This is a genomic window from Pseudomonadota bacterium, assembly GCA_026388255.1.
Lineage (GTDB): Bacteria > Desulfobacterota > Syntrophorhabdia > Syntrophorhabdales > Syntrophorhabdaceae > JAPLKB01.
This window is the reverse complement of the sequence record JAPLKC010000037.1, coordinates 1-25454: the sequence shown is the minus strand read 5'-3', so window position 1 is coordinate 25454 and position 25454 is coordinate 1. Positions and strand designations below refer to the sequence as shown.

28 protein-coding genes and 1 tRNA gene are annotated in these 25454 nt (G+C 41.2%); 6 read left to right on the top strand and 23 right to left on the bottom strand.

The window, feature by feature from the left end:
- Positions 1-89: 89 nt before the first annotated feature.
- The 3 genes from NT178_04590 to NT178_04580 form a co-directional block, all read right to left on the bottom strand.
- A complete protein-coding gene (locus NT178_04590) occupies positions 90-374 on the bottom strand; it encodes a HigA family addiction module antitoxin (GenBank protein MCX5811806.1) in 285 nt (94 codons plus the stop codon).
- A gap of 181 nt (positions 375-555) precedes the next feature.
- Entirely contained in the window at positions 556-729 is a 174-nt protein-coding gene (locus NT178_04585; GenBank protein MCX5811805.1) for a type II toxin-antitoxin system HicA family toxin, read from the bottom strand.
- Positions 726-935 carry a type II toxin-antitoxin system HicB family antitoxin gene (locus NT178_04580; protein MCX5811804.1) on the bottom strand — a complete coding sequence of 70 codons (210 nt, stop codon included), beginning with the start codon at positions 933-935 and terminating at the stop codon, positions 726-728. The genes NT178_04585 and NT178_04580 overlap by 4 nt, the downstream gene beginning before the upstream one ends.
- Positions 936-1243: 308 nt before the next feature.
- On the opposite strand from NT178_04580, the gene NT178_04575 reads away from it, so the two are divergent.
- The 4 genes from NT178_04575 (at position 1244) to NT178_04560 (ending at position 3765) form a co-directional block, all read left to right on the top strand.
- On the top strand, positions 1244-1456 hold the full coding sequence (locus tag NT178_04575; GenBank protein MCX5811803.1) for a ribbon-helix-helix domain-containing protein: 213 nt from the start codon (positions 1244-1246) through the stop codon (positions 1454-1456).
- Positions 1453-1716, top strand: coding sequence for a hypothetical protein (locus NT178_04570; GenBank protein ID MCX5811802.1), 264 nt, complete (start codon positions 1453-1455; stop codon positions 1714-1716). Before NT178_04575 ends, NT178_04570 begins: the two co-directional genes overlap by 4 nt.
- A 221-nt stretch (positions 1717-1937) precedes the next feature.
- A complete protein-coding gene (locus NT178_04565; protein MCX5811801.1) occupies positions 1938-2843 on the top strand; it encodes a ParB/RepB/Spo0J family partition protein in 906 nt (301 codons plus the stop codon).
- Positions 2844-2913: 70 nt separating this feature from the next.
- Positions 2914-3765: a hypothetical protein gene (locus NT178_04560; protein ID MCX5811800.1), complete on the top strand. Its 852-nt coding sequence runs from the start codon at positions 2914-2916 to the stop codon at positions 3763-3765.
- Between the two features lie 12 nt (positions 3766-3777).
- Here NT178_04560 and NT178_04555 read toward each other — a convergent pair whose 3' ends face one another.
- The 11 genes from NT178_04555 to NT178_04505 form a co-directional block, all read right to left on the bottom strand.
- Positions 3778-4662: a lysophospholipid acyltransferase family protein gene (locus NT178_04555; GenBank protein ID MCX5811799.1), complete on the bottom strand. Its 885-nt coding sequence runs from the start codon at positions 4660-4662 to the stop codon at positions 3778-3780.
- A gap of 10 nt (positions 4663-4672) precedes the next feature.
- Entirely contained in the window at positions 4673-4846 is a 174-nt protein-coding gene (locus NT178_04550) for a Trm112 family protein (GenBank protein ID MCX5811798.1), read from the bottom strand.
- A gap of 17 nt (positions 4847-4863) precedes the next feature.
- Complete coding sequence (locus tag NT178_04545) at positions 4864-6576, bottom strand: 30S ribosomal protein S1 (GenBank protein MCX5811797.1); 1713 nt, start codon at positions 6574-6576, stop codon at positions 4864-4866.
- Positions 6577-6584: 8 nt separating this feature from the next.
- Positions 6585-7406 (bottom strand): 4-hydroxy-3-methylbut-2-enyl diphosphate reductase, encoded by an 822-nt coding sequence (ispH, locus tag NT178_04540; GenBank protein ID MCX5811796.1) that lies wholly within the window; start codon positions 7404-7406, stop codon positions 6585-6587.
- On the bottom strand, positions 7406-8086 hold the full coding sequence (gene cmk, locus NT178_04535; protein MCX5811795.1) for a (d)CMP kinase: 681 nt from the start codon (positions 8084-8086) through the stop codon (positions 7406-7408). Before cmk ends, ispH begins: the two co-directional genes overlap by 1 nt.
- Positions 8087-8222: 136 nt before the next feature.
- A complete protein-coding gene (hisC, locus tag NT178_04530) occupies positions 8223-9287 on the bottom strand; it encodes a histidinol-phosphate transaminase (GenBank protein MCX5811794.1) in 1065 nt (354 codons plus the stop codon).
- Between the two features lie 45 nt (positions 9288-9332).
- Complete coding sequence (locus tag NT178_04525; GenBank protein MCX5811793.1) at positions 9333-9986, bottom strand: histidinol phosphate phosphatase domain-containing protein; 654 nt, start codon at positions 9984-9986, stop codon at positions 9333-9335.
- A 63-nt stretch (positions 9987-10049) separates the two neighbouring features.
- The gene (locus NT178_04520) at positions 10050-10547 is read right to left on the bottom strand and encodes a bifunctional nuclease family protein (protein ID MCX5811792.1); all 498 of its coding nucleotides are present in this window, start codon (positions 10545-10547) and stop codon (positions 10050-10052) included.
- A 28-nt stretch (positions 10548-10575) separates the two neighbouring features.
- Positions 10576-11907 (bottom strand): tRNA (N6-isopentenyl adenosine(37)-C2)-methylthiotransferase MiaB, encoded by a 1332-nt coding sequence (gene miaB / locus NT178_04515; protein MCX5811791.1) that lies wholly within the window; start codon positions 11905-11907, stop codon positions 10576-10578.
- 45 nt (positions 11908-11952) lie between these two features.
- A complete protein-coding gene (gene surE / locus NT178_04510; GenBank protein MCX5811790.1) occupies positions 11953-12720 on the bottom strand; it encodes a 5'/3'-nucleotidase SurE in 768 nt (255 codons plus the stop codon).
- Between the two features lie 22 nt (positions 12721-12742).
- Positions 12743-12818 (bottom strand) — tRNA-Pro (locus NT178_04505).
- Between the two features lie 232 nt (positions 12819-13050).
- Between NT178_04505 and NT178_04500 the strand changes: the two genes are divergently transcribed.
- On the top strand, positions 13051-13938 hold the full coding sequence (locus NT178_04500; protein ID MCX5811789.1) for a hypothetical protein: 888 nt from the start codon (positions 13051-13053) through the stop codon (positions 13936-13938).
- Between the two features lie 107 nt (positions 13939-14045).
- Positions 14046-15314, top strand: a complete 1269-nt coding sequence (locus tag NT178_04495; protein ID MCX5811788.1) for a CBS domain-containing protein — start codon at positions 14046-14048, stop codon at positions 15312-15314.
- A gap of 37 nt (positions 15315-15351) precedes the next feature.
- Here NT178_04495 and NT178_04490 read toward each other — a convergent pair whose 3' ends face one another.
- From NT178_04490 to NT178_04450, 9 genes are all read right to left on the bottom strand, one after another.
- A complete protein-coding gene (locus tag NT178_04490; protein ID MCX5811787.1) occupies positions 15352-16635 on the bottom strand; it encodes a TRAP transporter large permease in 1284 nt (427 codons plus the stop codon).
- A 1-nt stretch (position 16636) separates the two neighbouring features.
- Positions 16637-17107 carry a TRAP transporter small permease gene (locus tag NT178_04485; protein MCX5811786.1) on the bottom strand — a complete coding sequence of 157 codons (471 nt, stop codon included), beginning with the start codon at positions 17105-17107 and terminating at the stop codon, positions 16637-16639.
- 3 nt (positions 17108-17110) lie between these two features.
- Entirely contained in the window at positions 17111-18142 is a 1032-nt protein-coding gene (locus NT178_04480; GenBank protein ID MCX5811785.1) for a DctP family TRAP transporter solute-binding subunit, read from the bottom strand.
- A 174-nt stretch (positions 18143-18316) separates the two neighbouring features.
- Entirely contained in the window at positions 18317-19627 is a 1311-nt protein-coding gene (locus tag NT178_04475; GenBank protein ID MCX5811784.1) for a M48 family metalloprotease, read from the bottom strand.
- On the bottom strand, positions 19627-20634 hold the full coding sequence (locus NT178_04470) for a serine hydrolase (GenBank protein MCX5811783.1): 1008 nt from the start codon (positions 20632-20634) through the stop codon (positions 19627-19629). Before NT178_04470 ends, NT178_04475 begins: the two co-directional genes overlap by 1 nt.
- A 269-nt stretch (positions 20635-20903) precedes the next feature.
- Positions 20904-21431 carry a hypothetical protein gene (locus NT178_04465; GenBank protein MCX5811782.1) on the bottom strand — a complete coding sequence of 176 codons (528 nt, stop codon included), beginning with the start codon at positions 21429-21431 and terminating at the stop codon, positions 20904-20906.
- Positions 21432-21515: 84 nt separating this feature from the next.
- A complete protein-coding gene (locus tag NT178_04460) occupies positions 21516-23498 on the bottom strand; it encodes a nucleoside-diphosphate sugar epimerase/dehydratase (GenBank protein MCX5811781.1) in 1983 nt (660 codons plus the stop codon).
- 1 nt (position 23499) lies between these two features.
- Entirely contained in the window at positions 23500-24066 is a 567-nt protein-coding gene (locus NT178_04455) for a sugar transferase (GenBank protein ID MCX5811780.1), read from the bottom strand.
- 305 nt (positions 24067-24371) lie between these two features.
- Positions 24372-25328, bottom strand: a complete 957-nt coding sequence (locus tag NT178_04450; protein MCX5811779.1) for an NAD(P)-dependent oxidoreductase — start codon at positions 25326-25328, stop codon at positions 24372-24374.
- Between the last annotated feature and the right edge of the window lie 126 nt (positions 25329-25454).

Sequence of the window (25454 nt, the reverse complement as noted above, 5' to 3'; positions counted from 1 at the left end):
TGAATAATGTCTGCATCTTTGTCGTCCATGGATAACATAGTGGTTACCGGTGTGGCACGCTATTCTGCCACGTCCGATGCACCTGCGGGTTATGCGGTTTTCCTTTCAAGCACCTTTACCTCTTCTTCAAGATGCCCCTTGAGCCTGTTTTTCTCTGTTTCGAGATCATATCGAGTTTGGAGATTGAGCCAGAAACGTTCCGATAACCTGAAATAGCGGGAAAGGCGGAGCGCTGTATTAGCAGTAATTGCACGTTTTCCATGTACTATTTCATTAATACGACGAGCGGGGACACAAATGTCTTGTGAGAATTTGGAAACCTGTTCCCTTAGAAATACCTTCTCGGTGTGTTTACAACGAAAGGCCTTTAACATAATAAAATAATAGTAGCGCTATACGATAATAATGTAAAGCGTTACTAGTTATCTTTATCTCTCGCATAAAGACAAGCCGAGCCAGAGGCAGGCGCCTTTTCCTGCCGATTGGCTTCAGCGGCTTGTTCGCTCATAATATGTTCTTCAAGTCTTCTGAGGTTATTTCACAGTCACGTATAATTTAAGCTAAAAGTCCGCGTCCGATTGTTTCACCTGGATGTACAGGCACCACCGTGCACCTGCCATCAGAGTGTTGGAGGAAGTTGTGGCTGTCCTTGCTTCGAACTACCTCAAAACCTATCTTCTTTAGGGCTTTAATAAGATGTTTACCGGTTATGGCAGGAAAATAGCTCACGCAGTGACCGCCACACGCTGTACACCAATAAACTCAGTATTTGCAGGGTCTTCTACTTCCAGACAAAGTTCAATTGCTTCTTTGATTCTTTTCATTAGTATATCAAGTGATTTTGCCTGTGTGTGACACCCTCGCAACGTGGGCACCGAGGCTACAAAATATCCATCTTCATCCTTTTCAATAACTACACTAAATTCTCTATGCATTTTAATATCCTTCATTCCTTATAATAACATAGAAAAAAATCTTTCATCTTCTATTCAAAGCGAAAACCAGCGTCAGCCAGAGGGCTGTTTTCAGGGAAACCAGGGAGGTCAGGCACTGACAAGATACAGGAGCAAAGCTAATTTCGTAAGTCTTAATCCTGCCGAAGGCAGGACATTGAGAAGTCTAAATTGCAAATTTAACAGACAAAGAGACAGCGGGGCACGATGCTTTTATAAGTTTAAACAACAATAAAAGGTTTTTTTCTGTTTTATGATATAATATGGCAATAAATACAGGAGGTATTTAGATGAAGGCAATTAGCGTTACCCTACCGGAGAGGATGAGGGCAGAAGTTAATAACTATATTCAAAATGGTTGGTTTACAAACGAAGCAGAGGTTTTACGGACTGCCCTGCAGGAATTTATCATGCACAACCGTCTCAAATTGGCCGAACAGTTTATGAAGGAAGATATTGAATGGGCTATAAAAGTAAAAGATGGTCTTGGAGATAAAAAGTGAGACTTATTGTCTGTGATACCGGCCCAATTCTTCATTTACATGAAGCCGGTTTGCTGGAACTAATCAAAAAGGCAGGCAAGGTTTATATCCCGCAGAGGGTAGACATTGAAATGGCATCACAACCTTTATTGTGGAAAACAGATAAACCGGGGTGGATAAAAGTCGAGCCATTGTTGCCCGATGAGGCAAGACAGGCAGAATCAATTTTTCTTTCGGGATTGCTTGATATGGGTGAAGCTGAAGCTATTATTCTCGTGTAAAACCATAGTAGTCAGGCACTGACAAGGGACAGGGGTAAAACTAATTTCGTAAGCCTTAATCCTGCCGAAGACAGGACATTGCGAGAAGACATAAGGCCACAAGCCACAAGCCACACGGATGGGGACGGATTTCGCACAAGGCAATTTTATTGATTACAGAATGCGACCTTTAACGCTTCACGCTTCACGATGAACGCTTCACGAAATTCAAATAAAGGGGGATGAGGAATGAATTTATGTACCTGCCTCTGGAAAGTATTATCGTGGAAGAACAGATTCGCTCAGGGATAGATACGGAAAGCGAGTCCCTTAAGGCGCTCATGGAATCTATCAATGACCGGGGGGTCCTTGAGCCTGTCCTTGTAACTTCTAAAGACGGCAAATATCTCCTTCTCTGCGGGGAAAGGCGTTATCAGGCTGCACAGGAGCTGGAACTGGCATCCATCCCGGCGCTTATCGTCAATACAATCACCCAGAAAGATGAGATACTGGCCTATCAACTGACAGAAAACCTTCAGAGGGAAGATCTCAACCCCATAGACCAGGCCAAAGGGATTTTGTCATTTATTCAAGCAAGACATCCCAATAAAGGGTATGATGTGGATGGGGTAATGAGTGATTTGGTAAATTTCGAGCGAGCCCCCGACTATCTGTCGAAGGAAGTTTCTGAAACATTTTCAGAAACAGTAGAAATCTCAGGAAAGACAATAAGGACGCTGTTTAACGGGCTTTCACTTTTAAAACTTTCCGATGAGTTTCAGGCCGCAATACGGGCAGGAAATCTCCCCGTTTCCCAGGGGTATCTCTTTGCCGCAAACCTTGATTGCCCTGATCTTATGAAGATATTTACCGAAATTTTAGAAACACCGGTGACCTATAAATCGTTAGAGAGCAGACTAACCGCGTACAAGAAGGTCAAACCTGACACTGTTGATACGAAACCCAAATCCGTTAAGAAACAGGTTAAAGGCCTGATATCCATAAAGACAGATTTTGATAAAGGGCTTGGAACCTATATACGGGAAGATGTTGAAAAATATCTCTATGAACTTCAGGTTTTCTGTGATTATGTACAACAACAGGTGCCTAAAATCCCATACGGCAAGAAAAGGCCGCCACAGGTGTGAGAAAGGCAGTGAATAGCGAAAAAGATAAGCGGACTTGTGAAGTGGGAAAGACAATGAAGCGGGAAAACCTATGAATTTGAAGAAAACGACATATAACCGGTACAAAATCTATACCATTGAAGACGCGGCATTATCAATCGCTGACCCTTCCACTCTAATTGCCCGGTTCCGCGGCGCCTCTCCTTTAGCAAAAAAAGGCAGGGGCGGCATTAAATTGTTCGATATAAATGGCAGACATATAGCCTGCCGGAAGTATATTCACGGCGGATTGCTACGGGCTATAACAGGAGATATCTTTTTCAGCGCAAAGAGGGTAAACGAGGAACTGGAGATTCTGCTATACCTGAAGGAAAGAGGATTTCCGGTAGTGCAGCCATACGGTCTTATCGTCAGAAAGAACTTTGTCACAAAATCACTGTGCATTCTTACTGTATTTGAGGAAAATGCAGCCGATCTTCTGGAGGTCTTGAATGCTTCAACCCGGAAAAAAAGGTTCAGAATTATAAAAATGCTTGCGCAACTTATGTGGCGTATGGAGACGCTTGGCGTATACCATCCCGATTTGCACCTGAACAATGTGCTCGTGACTGCCGAAGGCGCATTGACATTCCTCGATTTTGACAGGGCACAGAGAAAATCTATCGCCAAGACAGATATGGAATGGATGTTCTGGAGGCTCAACAGATATGTGGAAAAGATGGAGAGGCAAGGTAAGCTTAAGGTTGATATAAAGGAAAAGATGCTATTCCTCAGAACATACCGGAAATGCTCAAGATTTGATATGGCCGAGGCAATGGTGAAAAAGATTGGTTTAAAAAGGATTTTTTCGCGGATAGGCTGGTTTTTTGAATCACTTTTGTATGGGAATCAGGAGTCAATAAATTCTAAATTCGAAATTCTAAATTCGAAATTGCGCAAATAAAAACCTCCGTTTTTATTTGCGCTTTCCGCCCCATCTCCTATGCACCCAGAACCATTCGTCAGGATGCTTCAGGATTATTGTCTCCAAAAATGCATTTATTTTTCTTGTGTTCAGGTAAATCAACTCATCTATATCGCCTTTTCTTTCCATTTCAATGGGCTCGTTCCAGACAACCCTGTATCTCAAGAAACCTTCCCTCACGAAATACATAGGGATGACAGGCGCGCCCGTTTTCATTCCTATGGCTGCAATGCCCTTTGATGTGGGAACCTTTACACCAAAAAGTTCAACAAAGACCCCTCGGGATCTCTTTTCTCTCTGGTCAGCGAGAATAGCAACAATACTATTCGACTTGAGATACCTCATCACATCTTTTGCTGTATCCGCATTTGAAATAACTTTTAAGCCTGTTGAACTTCTCAGGCTATTCAGGAACTTATTGATATAAATATGCTTTTTTAAGGGACGTGCAAGGACAACGATATCGCTTGAAAGTGAGGCTGACGCAACGCCCATAATTTCCCAGTTTGTAAAATGAAAAATAAGGACTATTACCCCTTTATTCTGCTTTAAGGCATCGTCAATATGATGCCGGTTTTCCGTTGTAAACCTGCTGCCATATTCACTCCTTGGAATATACGGTATTGTAAGCATCTCTACAAAATTAACCCCCAGTTTTTCAAAACACCTCTTTGCAATACCTTTGATTTCTTCATGGTTCAGACTGCCGAAAGCCCTTCTTATATTTGATATGGCGATATTCCTTCTGCCTTTTAAGATGAAAAATGCCAATTTCCCGAAAAACACACCTGTCGCGCGCTGTAAATGCTCCGGGAGGATACGGATAATCTGTTGGAGGGTTTTAACAATAGATATAAGAAAGAAATCTATAAACACATGACTCTGCTTAAGGGCTGATATTTATGGCTTCGTCGATGAGCATTATCGGGATGTCGTCCTTAATAGGATACATAAGCTTGCATGCATCGCATATGAGACCGTCTTCCGGCTCGTTTAATCTTATATCCCCCTTGCACTTCGGGCAGCAGAGTATTTCAAGGAGATCTTTATTAACAGGCATTATACCTCCGGTCAGTTTTAGGAAATTTCGCTATTTTCCTTATTTATCACAGGCTCAAGTATATCGCCAAGAGTTGAAAAAAAGTTATCGTCCTTTTTGAGAGTTTCTGTTGGCTTGATTTCTTCAATTTTCTTGATTGCCTTGATACTCAGCCCGATTCTTTTATCCTTTCCGTCAATATTCAAAATCATTGCCTTTACTTTATCATCAATATTAAAGATTTCGGATGGATGTTTCCCCTTCGCTTCATCCATCTCAGACAAATGTATGAGTCCCTCAATACCTTCCTCGATTTCCACAAAAACGCCGAAGTCTGTTATGCTTGTCACATAGCCCTCGACTATTTCTCCAACTTGATATCGTGATACGAGCCCTTTCCATGGATTTTCTTTCATTTGTTTCAGACTCAGGGAAAACTTTTTCTGTGCTTTATCGACATTAATTACAAGGGCTTCGACCATTGCCCCCTTTTTAAATATCTCCGAAACAATTTTTTTTCTTCTTGACCATGATACCTCAGACATGTGGACCAATCCGTCAATCCCGTTGCCTATGCCCACAAACATGCCAAAATCTGTGATATTCTTGATCCTCCCCTTTACTACAGCACCCGGGGGATACTGGGCAAGAAGTTCCTCCCAGGGATCCGGCAACAACTGCTTTAAGCCAAGAGAAACCCTGTTTTTTTCTTTGTCCACATCAAGTACTACAAGGTCGAGCCAGTCGCCTTTCTTTACAATCTTGTTCGGGTTTTTAAGTCGCTTGTCCCAACTCATCTCGCTGATATGAAGGAGTCCTTCAATACCCTGCTCGAGCTCAACAAAAACGCCGTAATCAACGATCCCGGCGACCTTGCCTCTTACCTTTATTCCTACGCCATACTTTTCATCAATATTTAGCCACGGATCCTGCTTAAGTTGTTTTATGCTGACAGAAACCCTCTCTTTCTCAGTATCTATATCTATCACTTTTACCTTAATCTCGTCTCCAACCCTTAAGTACTCCTTGGGATGGGTTATCCTCCCCCATGTTATCTCGTTCAGATAAAGGAGGCCGTCAACACCGCCCAAATCTATAAAAGCACCGTAATCGGTTATATTCCTGACAATACCATAAATAACCTGCTCTATTTTTACATTTTTCCAGAACTCTTTCTTTTTCCTGTCCCTCTCTTCTTCCATAAACATTCTTCTTGAAACTATTACATTTCCTTTACGCTGGTTTAACTTGATGACCTTGAATTTTAAATGCCTCCCCACAAAGGAAGCAGGGTTCTTTACAGGCTTAATATCCACTTGAGATATCGGGAGAAAGGCATTCACCCCGATATCCACTAAAAAACCACCCTTAACTTCTGATGCAATGTCTCCTTCCATGGGAGTACCATCTTCAGCTGCCCTGTTTACCCTTTCCCATGTTCTGATAATATCTGCTCTTTGTTTTGAAAGCAGAAGCAGGCCAAATCCCATTTCCCTGCCTACTATCATTACCTCAACCTCGTCTTCAATATTGACATTATGCGCTCCCGATCTGTCAATAAATTCATCAATAGAGAGTTTTCCTTCGGATTTCAAGCCAACGTCAACAATCACCGAATCACCGTTTATGTTAATGACCCTGCCTTTAAGGATATTACCATCCTGCAGGCTTTTCATTGAGTTTTCATAAAGTTCCCTCATTTCTTCTGGTGTCTTTTCTTTTTGTGCTGCGGTATCACCTGTATCTACCATGATGCCCCCTAAAGTTTTTTTACATACCTCTCCACACTATCTAATATGTTATCGGGGGTAGATGCACCCCCTGTTACCCCGATTTTGTTCAGACCTGAAAGCCATTCAGGTTTAATATCCGTTTCTGTTTCTATGTGATATGTATTGGGCTGTATATTTTTTGCGATGTTGTAAAGTTTTGTTGTATTTGAACTATTCTTTCCACCCACAATCAGCATGGCATCTACCATTGATGAAAGCATAGCAACCTCCCTCTGTCTGATACCGGTGCTCTCGCAAATTGTGTTATAGACCCTCAATTCTTCAACTCCATCAATAAGCCCGCAAACTATATTAAAAAAGGTGTCTTTATCCAGCGTTGTCTGACTTACCACACCAACCTTTTTTGACATTATAAGGGCTGGTTTTTGCAATACAATACCATCATTATGTAAATAACTCAATACACTTTTAACTTCAGGGTGGTTTTCATCTCCTGCAATTACTACTTTATAACCGTTTTTTTGGAGGAAAATAGCCTTTTTTCTTACCCTCTTTACAAAAGGACAGGTTGCGTCTATGCATTTCAGTCCTTTCAGCTTGATATCTTCTTCTTCTTCTTCTTTGATCCCGTGCGTACGGAATATAACAGTTCCGTCCTCTATCTCGGAGGCGTTGTCCACAGGGATAATTCCTCTATGCCTCAGTGCTTCGACCATCTGCGGGTTATGAATGATCGGGCCTATCGTAAATATCCTGCCTTTAGTTTTTTCCCTTTCCTGTAAAACAATATTTATTGCCCGGCGTACCCCGAAACAGAAACCCGGGTGCTCTGTCTTCAAGACCTCCATCAGACCTCCGACTCAAAGATAACATTCAGCATGCCGTCAACAACCCCTTGCACATCCAGTTCGCTTGTATCAATATATACGGCATGTTCCGGTATAATAAGCGGGGCAATATCCCTTTCAGAATCGTCCCTGTCCCTCTTTTGCATCTCCTCTTTAACGACAGATCGCCCGGACAATATACCCTTTAAAGATAATTCAAGGTGCCTTCTCTTTGCCCTTTCGTCCTGGTTGGCATCAAGGTAGAACTTTAAATGGGCATCAGGAAACACAACGCTGCCCGTATCTCTACCTTCAAGTACAACCCCGCCGTTTTTACCTGTTTCCCTCTGTCTGACAGTAAGATATTCCCTTACACTTCTGTTTTGAGAAAGCTTTGATGCGAGAAGAGATATTTCAGGATCACGGATTTTTTCGGAAATATCTTCCCCGTCCAGAAAAACAGTTGCTTTATCTCCGAACTCAAATCTTATATCAAGGTTTTTGAGGAACTGTTCCATGCCGGTATAATCACCCTGCACATTGTGCATAGCACGCAGTGCTTTAAAGGCATAGGCCACTCCCCGGTACATAGCCCCGGTATCAATGTACCTATACCCGAGTGCATGTGCGACCATTCTGGCAACCGTACTTTTGCCGGCGCCGCTGGGGCCGTCAATTGTAATAATCAGGTTTTTCTTCATTTGCTAAGATATTCCCTTCTTCCTGTAAAAGTGTTTTACGAATATGATTTTTTGCAAGCCCTTGTTCAACCCGGTGAATAGTTCATAGAAAAACATTTGCCATGAACTACGAGTCATAAGCTGCATTTGCTATGTGCTACAACATCCTTTCAAGTGTTTCTATAAACCTTATATTTTCCTCCATTTTTCCGATTGATACCCTGATATAATCAGGCAGCCCATAGGCCCCCATCCATCTTGCCAGGATTTTTTCTTCAAAGAGCCTTTTTATTAATGCTTCAGCATCCTTCCTACACTTGAAGAGGATAAAATTCGACTCTGTCAGGACATACTCTATAGATAACTCTTTAAAGGCATTATAGAAAAACTCCTTTCCTTCCCTGTTGTTCTCCAGCACCTTCTCCAGATAAGCTACATCCTCTATGGCCGCTTTCGCACCTGCAAGAGCTATTGTATTAACGCTGAAGGGCTGCCGTGTTCTTTCAAGAAAGGATACCAGGGATGCTTCACCGATTCCATAACCGACCCTTAGACCTGCAAGGGCATACGCCTTTGAGAATGTCCTTAAAATCAAAACCGGATAATCGTTAATATATTGAAAAGTATCAGGAAAAGTCCTGCTTTCCGAAAACTCTGCATAGGCTTCATCAACAACGATAAGTACATCCGGCGGCAGTTCCTGTAAAAAGGCTTTAAACGCATCATCCTCGAAAATCGTACCGGTTGGGTTCAGGGGGTTGTTTAAGAATATTACCCGTGTTCTGTCATCGATGGCTTCTTTTATATGGTCGAGGTTGACTGTCATATTTGTAACGGGAACCTTGCATGTTTCGTATCCATATATCTTTGACGCAATGGCATAAAATGCAAATGAGGGCTCTGAAATAATGACCTTGTTTTTCACTTCATACTTCATTGCCTTTAATACCAGCTCTATAAGCTCGTCAGAACCGTCTCCAAGCACAACCTGCTCCGGCTTTACATTGTATTTGTCCGAAATTGCTGTTTTTAATTCAAATTCACTGCCGGGATATCTGTTTACGGATGTCATTGCTTCGATCATAACAGAAAGCGCCTTTTGTGATGGCGGAAAGGGGTTTTCGTTGGATGCCAATTTTATCCATTCATCGTCAAGACCGTATTTCATGGCCTTCGGATAAAAAGGTATTTCCTGTATATTTTTATCAATTGAGAGTTTCATTTTTGCTCACAGTTCATTTTTCCATTTTCTGCTTTCATTAATTCTTTATTGCTTAAGGACCTTTCTTACAAGTTCTTCAGCATTCTTTTGCATTATATAAAAATCTTCCTCAAAAAGCCCTGCGCCCATGATTATCCTTTTAGCCCCATATTCGGTTGCCAGATCAGAGGGGCTGTGGGAATCCGTATTAAATACCAGCTTTGCGCCTGCTTTCTTTGCCATTAATGCCACATGACCGTTTGCAAGGGAATGTCCTTTTCTGCTGGTGATTTCAAGGAGAACTCCTTTTTCCTGTGCAAATGCAGCATCTGCCTCTTTAATAAGACCCGGGTGCGCTATTATATCGGCCCCGCCTTCGATTGCCGCCCTGTTTGTCCCTTCTTCTACCGGCTCTGCGATGGTTTCTCCGTGAACAACCACATAGAATATACCCAGTTTCCGGGCAAACCCAATCAATTCCTTAATAAGTCCTTTGGGAACATGGGTAATCTCTACTCCGGGAAGAATTGTTATGCCTTCATGATAGGTAATTTTCTCGCTCAGCTTCAGTATGGAGCGGATAACAGTCTCTATATTGGTATGATCAACATGATCGGATATTCCTATGGTTTTGTAACCTATGACTTTTGCCCTTCTCGCAAGTTCTGCGGGGAGCAGTTCACCATCGCTTAATAATGAGTGAGTATGTAAATCTATCATTTATCTTCTCTCCATTCCTTTTTTTCTTTTGCAGGGCAGGCAAAAGAAACCGGATAACCATAATTACATCTTGTATTTACCAAAATCATCGGGTGAGAGGTTTTCGAGTATCTCTTCCCACTCGTTTACATCGGTAACCACCTTGTCGCCCTTTCCGGAGAGGTCAATTTTAGCCGATTTTTTTATAACAGTCTCTTCAACAAATATCGGCGCCCCGGTTCTTAAGGCGATTGCTATGGCATCACTCGGTCTTGAATCAACAACAAGTCTTTTATTATCTACATCGAGATACAATAATGCATAATACGTGTTATCCTTAAGGTCATTCACCTCGATCCTGATAACCCTAACACCCAGATGGTCGAGTATATTCTTTAAAAGGTCATGAGTCATAGGCCTTGGCGTATTTATGTTTTCCAGCGCCGTAGCAATGCTCGAAGCCTCAAGCAGGCCGATCCAGATAGGAAGAACATCCTTTTCATCCACGTCTTTAAGAAGCACAATCGGAGTGTTGGTAAAGGGGTCTACAGTAATGCCTGCAACCTTCATTTCTTTTAACATTCATACCTCCGCAATACAGTCGCCAGGGTTATATGGCACTATATTTCCTGTCACCTGCTTTTTCAAGTTCCCCTTTCAGAGAATTTGCATAACCTTTTACTATTTTCACATGCACCAACTTCCCAATCATATCTTCATTGCCTGCAAAATTGACAATCTTGTTTGTTCTTGTCCTTCCCATAAGGTCTTCATTTGAATTCTTGCTCAAGCCTTCGACCAAAACCTCTAAAATGCTGCCCTCGATTGTCCTGTTCTTTTTTAATGTTATTGCCTTCTGGGCTTCCTGCAAGTGCTTCAGTCTTTTTTGTGCTATATCTCTGGGCACCTCATCCGGCAGGGTTGAGGCGGAAGTATATTTTCTCGGAGAATAAGCAAAAGAGAATATACTGTCAAATTCAATATCTTTTATCATTTGCATGGTCTCCTCGAAGGCCTTCTCACCCTCCCCTGGGAAGCCAACGATGCAATCCCCTGTAATGGCGATATCATGATACCTGTTTCTCAGCCGACGTATCTTTTCTTTGTATTCATCGACCGTGTAACCTCTGTTCATCAGCTTTAAGACCTTGTCGGAGCCTGACTGAAAGGGCAGGTGAATCTGCTCACATAATTTCTCGATACTTCCGAAGCAGTCAATAAGTTTGTCAGACAAATCTTTCGGGTGAGAAGTAACAAACCTGATCCTCTCAATTCCCTCTATCCTGTTTATAGCTTGCAGCAGTTCAGGAAAGGAGATTCCATCCGTTCCAATGTTGTAAGAGTTAACGTTCTGGCCGAGAAGTGTCACATCCCTAATACCTTTTTTTGCCAGCTCATAGATTTCTTTCAGGATACCCGTACTGTCCCTGCTTGCCTCCCTGCCCCTTACATATGGTACGATACAGTAGCTGCAAAAGTTGTTGCATCCTTTCATAATAGTAATAAATTTTTTAATCCCTCCATTTACATTTTCCGGCCCTGCAAACATGGTATTGCCGCACCCGTTTTCGGAAAATTCAAGGAATCTGGTTTTTTTTGAGGCATGTTCAATGGCTTCCTGAACTTTATGAATGCTGGAAGTGCCCAGAGAAAAATCTATAAAAGGGAGTCTGTCGGAGATAGATTCTTTTTCCATCTGAGCAATGCAGCCGGTCACCCCCAGAATTGTCCCCTTCATAGCTTTAATCCTCTTCAGCCTGCCCATAAGACTATAGAACTTCTGCTCGGCTTTTTCCCGGACACAACATGTATTAACGATAACAATATCCGCCTCTTGAGCGTTATCAATATGCTCGTAACCGGCAATTCGGAGAAGATGTGCCATTTTCTCCGAATCATGCTCATTCATCTGACAACCTAATGTTTCAATATAAAATTTCATAGCCAAACTCAGTTCATTCGTGAATTTTGCAATAACTCTTAGTTCTTACTTTGAACATCGCTCCAAGCTTTTACTGTCTAAATATTGTTTTAATATATTTATTGAGCCGTCACTTATTGTATCCACATCTATTGGTGTAATCGATGCATAACCGTTTTCTACTGCATAAAAATCGGTGCCTTCAATCAAATCAAAGCTGTGGCTATTCCCGCCTATCCAGTAATATCTCCCGCCCCTCGGGTCAATTCTTTCAACTATAGCATCATTATAAACCCTTTTCCCGAGCCTTGTCACCATAAAATCTTTTATATTTTCATAGGATATATTGGGGATATTAATATTTAAAAATGTCCGGGCAAGGCAGGTACTACCCTTCATCATGCCGATAATATCTTCGGTAATTTTAGCTGCATCGGCAAAGCGATAATCTTTTCTTGCATTAATTGAAACAGCCATAGAAGGTATGCCCAGAAAAGCTCCTTCTCTCGCTGCTGCAACAGTTCCGGAATAATTAATATCCTGACCCATATTGGGGCCCTTGTTGATTCCGGATATAATAAAATCAGGTGGTTGAGAGAACAGCGTCTTTAGTCCAAGCAGGACGCAATCAACAGGCGTTCCATTTGAAGCAAACACCCTGTCCCCTAAATCCTTCACACGTAAAGGCTTATGGAGAGTGATCGCATGTCCGACGCATGTTCTTTCCTTCTCAGGCGCCATAACATACACATCGTGTTGCTTCAACAGACATTCCCTCAGCAATGCAAGCCCCTCCGAGTGAATACCGTCATCGTTTGTTAAAAGAATTTGCAAGGGACACCTTAAAGAAATAGAATCGGGGCGACGGGATTTGAACCTGCGGCCTCCTGCACCCCAAGCAGGTGCGCTAAACCATGCTGCGCTACGCCCCGATGTGTTAAATATTACGAGATATTACTTAAAAAGTCCACTTAAAAGAACACCGGGCAGTCATCCATGGGGAATTCAAAACCCGTTACTTGTGGTAAACCTCCCGATATTTTAAGCCTTTACGTTCTGAATAATTTAGTTAGCAGTCGTTACTTAAACAGTTGGAAGGAGCTTGGTCCGGACAATACCAGGGAAGTATTGACAATATATCGGTTTATAAAATACTATTTAAACATGGATGCAAACGGGAACAGCGACAAAACCTTCCTCATTCATCTCGGCGGACTTGGGGATATGTGCCTTTCCGAGTCAACATTCCTTTCTTTATCAAAACATTTTGAAGGAAATATCGAAGCATTGGGATACACAAGATTTCTAAAACTATTTGACGAATATTTTGCAAAAATTCACAGGATTGAATCGATAAAATGGCTTCACCTTTTTTCAAGTCATTGTCCGGACATCATTTATAAACAGATCATATTTATAGGAAAAGACAGGGAAGGAAACTTAAGGCAAAGATGGCAGGGTTTTTCGAGGGAGCCTCTTATATTTATAGAGATGTATCCGGAAGACCGGTTAATTGTTCACAATTCACAGCTCACAGGTGAAACCAATAATAACCATGTTGCCAACAATGTTCATGTTGAAGATTACCAACTGGCGCAACTTGCACAATATGGGATTGAGGCAATTAAAAAAGAAATAAAGTCAAAACCCTTATACCGGACGATCCTCTACCCTGAAAGAGGCTTTCAAAAGAAAAAATGGCCTCTTGATAACTTTATAGGGCTTTACAACTCATTGAAGTCAAAAGATATTAACGTGTGTATTCTTGAATCACTGGGCATAAACATAGATATTAAGGACAAAATATCTTTTCAGGAACTCTCTGATATCAAGGAATTCTTTCAGGATGGCGGTATATTCGTTTCTAATGATTCCGGCATGGCTCATCTTGCAGGCATGTGCGGTCTTTTTTCTATTACGATTTTTATTGATTTCAACCCGCTTATATGGCATCCAAGGGGGCGCTTCCTGACGTTCAGACAGGATATGGATATGATAGATATATCCGTAATTGAAACAAAGATCATTGAACTGTTGGCTCAGGATTTATAGCCTGCCCTGTCAAATTTTATGGTTCTTGCAGAAATTTATATTTGAGAGGCAGACTTTATCACTCAATAAATCGTTGTCATATACAATGCTTGGTGATAAAATGAAACATGACTTATATAACAGATGTTTATCTGAGCGAGGTGCTGAAAAAGGTTGTTATTGACCAGCACGGGAAAAGGGTAGGGGCGCTCTGGGACCTTGTGATTGTTCCCGGAGCCAGATTTCCTGGAGTGATTAAACTGGTACTGAAGAACAGGAAACAGCTATTCGAGGTTTCCGTTACAGACGTCCATCTCTTTAACAGATTTGTCATTACACTTAACCTGTCAGAAAAGCCTCTGGCAAATTACAGGTATCAGGAAGGCGATATACTGATAAAGAGGCATATCCTCGATAAACAAATACTCGATGTAAACGGTGCAAAGGTTGTAAGAGTGAACGATTTAAAACTTGGCGAGAGTGACGGCATTGTCTGTATAGTGGGCATTGATGTGGGGCTCAACGGGATTCTTCGGAGAATAGACGGTGGACAGACGATTCAGAAGGCCCTTGTGCTTTTTAAAAAACCTATTAAAGAACATATTATCGACTGGAATTTTCTCCAGACTATTGACCCTCATTTAAGGAATTTAACCTTAAATGTTGCAAGAAAACAGCTCGGTGAAATGCATCCGTCAGATCTGGCACAGATCCTGAGCGAGATTCTGCCGGAAGAAGGAACATTATTGCTGTCATCTGTTGATGAAGAACTGGCAGGAGAAGCGCTCCACGAAGTCTCAACAGAAGTAAGAGAAAAGATTTTCAAAGAGATGGATAAGGAGATGATCTCTGACATCCTTGAAGAGATGCCCCCGGATGAAGCTGCGGATATATTGGGGGATATGCCCGAAGAGGCATCCGAAGAACTTCTCTCGCTAATGGAAAGTGAAGAAGCAACAGAGGTGAAAGACCTGTTGAGCTACGAGGAAGATACGGCGGGCGGCCTGATGACAAGCGAATTTCTTGATTTTCCTCCGGATATGACAATCGATGAGGTATTGGCCAACATCAGACTGCTTGCACCTGATGTTGAATTTATATATTATATCTATGTAGTAGACGATAACGACCACCTGCTTGGCGTTCTGACGTTAAAAAAACTTCTTACAAGCCCGCTGTATGCAAAATTGGAAGATATCATGACGCAGAATGTAAAATTCGTGCATAGCGAGGCTGAACGGCAAGATATAGCAGAAATCATATCAAAATATGACTTCATTGCAATCCCCGTTATTGGCGAAGATGAGAAGATAAAAGGGGTCATCACGGTGGATGATATTATTGACCTCCTTGTCCCGAACCCCATAAGAAAAAAGAAGAGGAGAGCATTCCGGTAAAGAACTGTCAGAAGACGGTTCAATTACTCCCACACTCTTATTTCAGTCCTAATAAAGTCGGCAGGTACGTTGACAAAGATGGAAAAAATATCGTTACAAGCAGTGCCACAAGCATGGTAGCAACAAAGGGAACAACCGACCTGGAAACCTTATCAAGGCTGAGATCTGCTATATTAGCAATAACATACAGGTTTACGGCCACCGGAGGTGTTATCTGACCGATGGCAAGATTCAGGGTCATAACAACCCCGAACCAGATAGGGTCCCAGTTGAAATGATACATTATCGGTATGAGAATTGGCAGGAATATGTAATAAATAGAGACTGCGTCCATGAGCATTCCGGCAATGAAAAGCATGATATTTACAAGAAGGAGTATGATAAAAGGGTCGGAAGAAAGTGAAAGGAGAGACATAGCGGTTTTGTCCATCACGCCCAGTGTAGAGCCGGTCCACGAAAAGAGTCCTGCAAAAGCCACAATAAACATAACAACTGCCGAAGAAAGCAAGGCATCCCTGAATATACCGTAAAGAATTTTAACGTTAAGGCTCCGGTATATGACAAATCCCACAAAGAGCCCGTAAAAAATTGCCATTACCGCTGCTTCGGTTGCAGTAAAAATACCGCCGTATATTCCGCTTAAGATAAAAACAGGGGCGAATAGCCCCCATATAGCCTCCTTAAAAGCCTGCCGTATTTCTTTCAATGTGCCCCACCTTTCGCCTTTCCATCCATGTTTCCGGGCGATAAAATACGATGGTACGATAAGAAAAAGTGCAGTAATAACACCTGGAATCACCCCTGCCGCAAAGAGGGCAGGGACAGAGGTAGCTGTTATGACTCCATAGATAATAAAGGCAATACTTGGCGGTATAACAATGGCAAGAGAACCTGTGCTTGCGATAAGCGCTGACGCGTAGCCCTTATCATAACCCATTGCAACCATGGCAGGGAATAATACAACCCCAAGGGCTGCCGTATCCGCAGGACCTGATCCGGAAATTCCTGCAAAGATTACTCCGACAATGATGGTTACAATTGCAAGCCCACCGGGTATCGGGCCGACAAGCAAACTTACTAAGCGGATAAGCCTCTTTGAAATCCCGCACCGTTCCAAAATAAGACCGGCAAGAATGAAGAAGGGAAGTGCCAGAAGTTGAAATTTTGCCGCACTGGCATAAAAAGCAGGGGCAATGATCTCTATCCCCAGATTATATTTCCATATGAGAAGGACAGAAGTAAAGCCGAGGGAGATCGCGATAGGTATGCCAAGAACAAGAAGAATTAAAAATATTAGAAAAAATATGACCACCTGTTCCATATCAGAGGCGCTCTTTTTTAAAGTTCCTACACAGCGCTTCTGATATGCGAAACAGCATTAAAATCCCGCCTACCGGCATGGCAAGCGTATACCACCACTGTGGGATGCCAAGTGCTTCCGTGCTTATTCCAAGCGCTATTTCATCTCTGATCTGAAGCAGGCTGACCCATATCAGGATGCAAACGGTAATAATCGTCATTATAGAGGCAAGAGGGAAGAGAATCTTCTTTCCCAGACTCGGAAAACGGAGTTCGAGCAAATTGAACCCCAGATGAATCCCCCTCCTGAATCCGGCAGCAGTTCCCAGTAAGGTTAGCCAGACAAGACAGGCAACTTCAATCTCTTCTGTTGAAGCAAAAGAGTAATGGATAAAATAGCGGGTGATTACATTTAAAAAGGCAAATACTGCCATAATACCGAGGAGTAAGACACCTGCTGCCTCTTCCAGGTTTTCATATATCTTCCTGAACATTTTTTATCTAATCCTTGCTGCCTTCTGAATGTCCTTTTCGGCAGCTTTTACCAGTTCTATGCCTATCTCCCTTTCCCATTTTTCATATACCGGCTTAGTCATATCTTTAAAAGTTTTTATCTGTGCGGGTGTGAGTATCGTTACTTCCATTCCGTTTTTTCTTAAAATATCAAGTGAAACTGCATTATGTTCCAGCCCCTCTCTTGCACCTTTTTTCTGCCATCTTGCCACCTCTGCCGCAACTGTTTTAATCGCATCCCTGTCCTTTTGATCAAAGCTATCCCAGGCCTGTTTGCTTGCACCAAGGATAATAGGATCGATAGCATAATTCCATACAGTTATATATTTATGAACCTGCCACAACTTATTCGGAATAGTAACTGAAACCACAGGATTTTCCTGTCCGTCAACTGTTCCCTGCTGAAATGCGCTCAGTGCCTCCCCCCAGTTCATAGATACAGGGTTTGCCCCTATTGCTTTGAATGTGTCAATAAATATGGGCGAGCTTACCACCCTTACCTTAAGACCTTTAATGTCCTCAGGTTTTTTTATGTTTCTTTTGTTGTTCGTAAGATCTCTGAAACCATTTTCACACCATCCAAGCCCAATTACACCTTTTTCTTCGATGAGCTTAAAAAGTTGTTTGCCAACCTCTCCGTTTTCAACGGTATCAAGGGCCTTGTAACCAGGGAAAAAGAAGGGGAGTGAAAAGATGTTCAACTCTTTTACAGTTGGGGACCAGTTTATGGTAGAGCCAAGGGCGAAGTCTATAACTCCTTGTTTCATCAAAAGAAATTCATTGGTCTGTTTTCCGGCAAAAAGTTGTCCATTATAGTAAGGCTTTATGTTAATCCTTCCGTCCGTAGCTTTTTTTACTCCATCTGCAAACCGTGCGGCAGATTCCCCCCAGGGACCTGTCGGGCCAACAATTATGCTCATCTTATACTCCGGTTTGTAGTTTGCAGTAAATCCTAAACAGTAAAAACCTAAAACAAACACAAAAACCGCCATTAATCCGAAATGCTTCTTCGCCATATTATCCTTCCTGCAAAACAATGTTCATCATATCATAGAAACGATTTGTCATTATAAGAAAGAATTTTAAAAAGTGTCAATAAATTAAAATGAACCTCCCCGCAGCAGGGCTGCGAGGAATCAATTGATTAAATGATGCTGACAATCCTGTAATATATTAAGTTTACAGGGTTATTATTTTATCGTGCCAAGGAGTTTTAATATATCCTTCGCTTCTTGCGAATTAATTCCATACTTTGTTATGGCTTTTTCAAGGTTGCTTCTTGCAAGTTGCTGTTTGCCTATCTCCAGATAATACCGGCCAAGATATTCGTACCCCTTTGCCTGGCTGCCGCTTCTTCCCAGCAGCATACCGTACCGGTGATATATTTCCGGATAGATTCTCCCGTACTGCAATAATTCGCCAAAAAGGCTCAGCGCCATCCCCCTGTCGCCATAGCCTTCATAAGCCTTTGCGAGAAAAAAACGGGATATCGGGGAAGTTTCGTCCCTTAACACGCCAATGGCATCCTCGTATTGACGAGCATTCACCAGGATTTCCCCGAGAAGCAGACTTCTATAAGACGAATTTATACTTTTTGCAATATGGACAGAGTCATTTGTATTACCTATATGCGAGTACATAAGAGATATTCCATATATTGCTAAAGGGTTGTTAATATCTTTTGCGTATTTCTTTACCCATGTATCCCTCATTCCTTCCGTAAGAGGACCGTGAAGCACCTTGATTCTTACCAGCAGATAAGGGAAAAAGGCACCGTCTATCCGCACTTTGCTTCCTGCCCAAGCGCTTTCAATTTTGACGATCCGATCTTCATGATAGGGGTGAGTCAGAAGATATTGCGGTAAGGTTTTATCGCTCCCTCCTGACCTCAATTTTCTTAAAAAATCAGCCGTGCCAAGGGCGCCATATCCTGCTTTATCTGCAATGTAAGCGCCAACTCTGTCGGCTTCTTCTTCGTCTTCCCGGGAATACTTAAGTGACATTGTCATGGCAGAGGCGCTACCGGTAGCAAGTATGGTCTCCTTTGCTTTCGGGTCAGGAATCAATATCCCTGCCAAAAGAGTAGCCAACATACCGATATTGATATATTTTTCCTTCTCCAAACGCTTGGCGACATGCCTTTTTGCAATATGGGCAATCTCGTGTGCAAGCACTCCGGCCACCTCTGCTTCCTTATCGCACATCCCGATAAGCCCGGTTGTCAAGTACACATAACCGCCGATTGTGGCAAAGGCATCAACCGTATTCGACTCTATAATGGTAAGCACTATGGGAAACGGTAAATTTGTTGCGTTTTCAAGACTGTCTTTTATGTTGCCTAAATATATGGAGATATAGGGATCGTTATTAATAGTTACGGAATTGGCTATTTCACGATATATTTCCTGTCCGTATTTCCTTTCTTCCTCAAGGGTCAGAGCATATATTTGTATTGGAAGGAATAATATGAGGAATATTATTACAGGATACTTAAATTTCATTAAACTTTTTTGGCTGTATTCTTATGTTTTTTCTGGTTTTTGTGGTTTTTTAATTTTCTTTTTGCTGTTGGTTTCGTATCTTTCTGTGATTTGTAAGAGGTAAGGGTAACAGGACTTTTTGCTGCCGTTTTTTTCTTTGCTGTTAGTTTTATTTGTTTGTTTCCCCCGTTTTCTCTATAAGAGGCAAGGAGAATCGGACTTGCCTTTGCCAGTTTTATTTCTTTATCGGAAGGCAATTCATTGAAAAGGTTTTTCAATATCAGGATCACATCACCCCAGAGGTTATTGCTGCCAAGCATGGACAGAATATACACTTTCCCGTCCTTCTCAAATGCACCGACATAACAATGCCTTGAGAGTTTTGTAAAACCTGTCTTTCCGGCAATAGTAGGCTCAAAACAAAATAAAAGTCTGTTGTGATTCTTGTATTTTATATTTTGGCTGCCCTTGTTGAAAAAAAAATATTTTGTTGCAGATGTTTCCTTGAACGTTTCATTTGACAAAGCATAACGGAAAATCAATGCAAGGTCGTAGCAGGTTGTATACTGGCCATCAGCAAAAAGACCCGAGGCATTTCTAAACTGTGTGTTGTGTGCGCCGATTTCCTCTGCTTTTTCGGTCATCATGCGGGCGAAGTTGCTCTCTGTACCGCCTATATGCACGGCAAGCGCATAGGCAGCATCGTTTGCAGATTTAACCAATGCGCCTTTTACCAGATCCATTGCTCTGTATTTTCTATCCGGGACAAGATTCAGCTTTGACGCAGGAATTGTGTGCATGTTACTGTCAGGCACTACCATCTCTTCCCCTGAAAGCTTCTCAATAGCCATGATAGCCGTCATTACTTTTGTCGTGCTTGCAGGCGCCATTTTTGCATGATAATCCATGCCGGATATGACCTGAAAAGTGTCTTTTTCAACAAGCAGATAAGAAGCAGCGGTGATTTCATTGTTTGCTGTCAGAGATTGCGGGAGAAGCAAAAAAACAGCAAGCAATAGATAGATCATGTTAATTTATATAACATGTAATCGCATTTGACAACTGATTTATTAAACTATAGGGGATTCTACTGCCGGAAAAAACTGGGGTGGTTGATTAAAAACGGGGGGGGTATTGATTAGCCCATTGTTCGTGTTTACAACTGTTATATTAACATTATTAAAAACTATGAGCTATTATATTGATTTTATATTAAGTTTGATACATTTTGCACATTACATTTTCAAAAAGCCATTTCATTAAGCTGCGAGTTTGAAACCAGACTGTAAGTTGTTTTTTACTGTTTTTTCCCATTTACTGACTTATATGCATTTATGAACCTTTCAGATAATACTCCCACATTATTTCTTATTAAATTGAGGGTGCCGATGTTCGCTATACCTGTCATGTTTGTTGACCAAGTATCTGCCATAGTTTTAATGGACGGATTCATTTCAAGAGAAACAACCTGTTGTAATTCCACCTTAATATCATAGGCATACCAGTATTTTTCATATTCGTGAGTATTCACATTTACATAAAGCATAGGCTTTCCCGGAGCGGTAAGCCATTCTTCCCTGTTAAGTGCTTTAATGCCTGCTGATTTTAATTTTGTTTCAATATCCTTCTGCATCTGTTCCCTTGTAACGCCTGCTTTTTGAGCATATTTCTGGATATTCGGCTGAATATTTTCCACCGTTACGCATACACCCTGGAGACCGTTCATTGTCTTTCGGGTAATCTCGGTATCAATAGCATAAGCAGATAAAAACAGTGTTAACGTGAAAAAAATGCTTATTAAAACAACTATTGATCTCTTTTTCATACTTTCTCCTCCCTTATTGAATATGAAAATAGTCTTGGCTGATATTTTTTTATGATATATCTCCAACCAAGAATTTTAAGGACACTATTCCGGTTCTTCATAATGTTTCACATATTTTTTAAGTATTTCTTTTACTTTACCGTTGTTGCCGATCGAAGGTTCCGCTATAAGCTCCCTGAACTCCTTCAGGATTTCTTCGATGTTCTCCAGGGAATATTTTTCACTGTTTTTTGCGATAAAAACCTTCTCGTGCTTGCTTGCAACAGTGCCTTCTTCGGCAGTAAGGATCTCTTCAAAAAGCTTTTCCCCAGGTCGTAAGCCTGTGAATTCTATATCAATATCCTTGTATGGTTCCAGACCGTGTATCCTTATCAGTTCTTCTGCTACATCGATGATATTTACCGGTTCACCCATATCAAGAACAAAGACCTCACCTCCTTCGCCCATTCCAGACGCCTGCAACACAAGAGACACTGCTTCTGGAATGGTCATAAAATATCTTTTCATATCTTTATGTGTTACCGTAAGAGGTCCGCCATGTTTCAACTGGTCAAGAAAAAGCGGCAACACACTACCTCTGCTCCCCAGCACATTACCGAACCGGACGGATATGAATTTAGTTGAGGGGTTGAGGGGTTGAGGGGTTGAGGGGTTGAGTGAATCGGTATTTGTTTCAATTCTTGTTTCGCTCTTCAATTTGAAATTAGAAATTCGAAATTCGAAATTATTCATCGCTTTACAAACATGCTCTGCCATTCTTTTTGTCGCGCCCATGATACTTGTCGGTCTCACCGCTTTATCGGTAGAAATCATGATAAATCTTTCAACACCACACTCCACTGCCGTCTTTGCAAGATTATATGTGCCAAAAATATTTACTTTCACAGCCTCCTTCGGGTTATATTCCATCATAGGCACATGTTTGTATGCAGCGGCATGGAATACAATCTGCGGCCGGTAGCCCTCAAAAACTTCTTTCAACCTCATTTCATCCCTTACATCGCCGGTTATGTAATGTACCTGTCCGGACATGTGAGGAAATAGTCTATTGAGTTTAAGACCGAGGTTATGCAATTCTGTCTCATCAATATCGAAAAGAATTACCATGGCAGGATTAAAGGCACACACCTGGCTAACAATTTCAGCACCTATCGAACCCCCTGCGCCTGTAATGAGGACCGATTTGTAATTTAAAAAGTTCCTAATTTCTTTGTAATCAATTTTAACAGACTGACGCCCAATAAGGTCTTCAATACTTATATCTTCAAGCCCTTTAAGGTTCATATCCGGTTTATCAAAATTGTAAATGCGGGGGACAATCTTTACGGTACCTACGTTTAATTTTTTAGCTGAATCGTATATATCCTTAAGAATTGTATGGTTCAGAGAAGGTATGGCTATTATTAAAGCATTGGCGCTATGTATTGAAATAATATCTTTTAATCTATCTGTTGTATCGAGCACCTTTACTCCATGTATATATGTTCCTACCTTAGTCTTATCATTATCAAGAAATCCAATAGGATAAAACTCGTTAAAATTGTTACGTGCCATATCCCTGATAAGCATCTCGCCAGTATTTCCAGCCCCGATAATAATTGTTCTTTTGCTCATTTTGGTTGGTCTTTTCTTCCTTATTACTTCCAGGTATAGCCTTTTCGATATTCTTAAAATTGAGATAAGAAATACAGAAATGATACTATCCTCAAGGATAATCCTTTTAGGGAAACCTGTAATAGATAAGTTAAGGTGCAAGAATGATGATATAGGCAGACTCAGGATTATTAATACCATTGCCGAAACAACAAGAGCAATGACAATATTTACAAGGTCAAATATACCTACATATCTCCAAGTCATCCGGTATACCCTGAATATTCCGAAGGAAAGCAGCTTAATCACTATAAAATAAGGCAACACCCCCGGCATAAGGGTTAGATAGGGAACATTCAGATCAAAATCAAAATGAAAAAAGAAGGAAAAAAGGAGGGAAAACGCAATTAATACAATATCAAAAAAAATAAAAAATAAAAATCGTTTGGCATGGGAGGGGGACATTAAATTCATTTTAGTGTTTAACCCCTTCTGTTTTGACAACTTTATAGAAAGTTAGCCATAATATCTTGAGATCAAATAAAAACGATCTGTTTTTCAAATAGTATTCGTCATATTCTACTTTCACTGGGATAGGCAGTTTGTCCCTGCCATTCACCTGCGCCCATCCTGTTATGCCGGGAATAATCTTATGTATTCCTTTTTTTGTTCTCTGTTTAATAAGGTCATCCTGATTATATAGAGCAGGGCGAGGCCCCACAAAACTCATATCGCCTTTTAAAACACTCCATAATTGTGGAAATTCATCCAGACTGAACTTTCGCAGGAAAGGACCTATAGGGGTTAAGTAAGTATCAGGATTTTCTAAAAGGTGCGTAGCAACATCAGGAGTATCTATGCGCATTGTTCTAAATTTTGGCATTTTAAATATTTTATTGTCTATCCCTATCCTATCCGACCAGTGCAACACCAGCCCCCTGGAGCTTAGCTTCACCATAACCGTCACTACCAGCATCGGTATGCAAAGAATACTTGATAAAATTGTGGCCGCAACAATATCGAAAATACGCTTATTATTCACTCCTTACATTGCCTTTCTTTTTTTTAGCCACAGATGTTCGCAAATTAACACAGATGAATATTTTCTTTACCTGATTTGGGATAGAGCGGCAAATCAGGTAAAACAATCAGCGCCTTCGGTGCTATTGTTGAACGGCTTACTGTATACAGAGGTCAGTTATTCTGCCCTGCAAAGGCAGGAAGTGTGGATTGTATTGACGGTTTATCACAATACAGTCCACAAACTCAATCATTATATCGTATCCATCTGTGTTCATCAGATTTACATCTGTGGTGAAAAAAGCCTTGCCTTTTTTATCTTTCTACTCACCTACTCAACTGTTTCAGCGTGTTTTTTATGTTCCATTTCAATTGAACTCTCGAACGAAGCTTCCCCCCTGAATACACAGCATCTTTGGCGATCTTCTTCAATTGATATTCATAAAACTTAGCCTTTTCGGGCATAACAAGACCCAGTAACTTAAAAGCTGTCTCAGGAATGCACAATGGTATCCGCACAACAGGTTTGCCTCTTTGCGAATACATATCTTTGAAAGTTGCTATTATCCCGTTAATCGAATAATCCTCCACATCTTTCACAATAAAAGTTTCATTAAAAAACAATGGATTATTTATGCACGCAGCAACAATATCAACAACATTATTAACAGAAACAAGCGACAGACATTGCCGCCCAGCCCCTATTTTATAAAAAGCTATCTTCCCCGGCAAATATATCCTTTTATTGATATTCAGTAAAAAAAGGTCCCCATAAACGGGAACCAACCTGAAGATTGTATAAGGTATATGGTATTTCTCAGAAAACCCCCTGATTGCATTTTCCGCCGCCAATTTACTTTCACCATAGAAGTCTTCCGGATTAGTCGGCGTATTTTCATCCGGAGCCACATTGTTTGATATATCTCCATATACCGACACCGTGCTGAGAAAAATAATCTGTTTAAGCCTGCCTTTATCGAGAAAGTTCAGTATATTCTTTGTTCCTTCACAATTAACCCTGAAATAATTTTCCCTCGATAAATCAGATGATTGCTTATGCACAAGTGCGGCACAGTGAACCAGAATATCAGCCTCTCTGACTTCATCGGGCAATGTTGTGGCGTTAGTAATATCGGTTTTAAAAAATTGGAAATGGGGATTATTAGCTAAGGAGGAGACATTCTCGTAACGCGAATCAAGTCCGATTATCTTGTTGCCTTTTTGTAAAAAATCTAAGGCAATTTTCGCTCCAATGTATCCATTAACACCTGCTATACGTAACAAAATGATACTTGATTCTTAGACCATCAGAGGGTCATTATCTCTTTGTTTTTTCTGTAAGAAAAAAAGGAGAGAAACATGACCTACATCAATGCATCATCGGGCAACACGCAATACGTAACGAGAGAA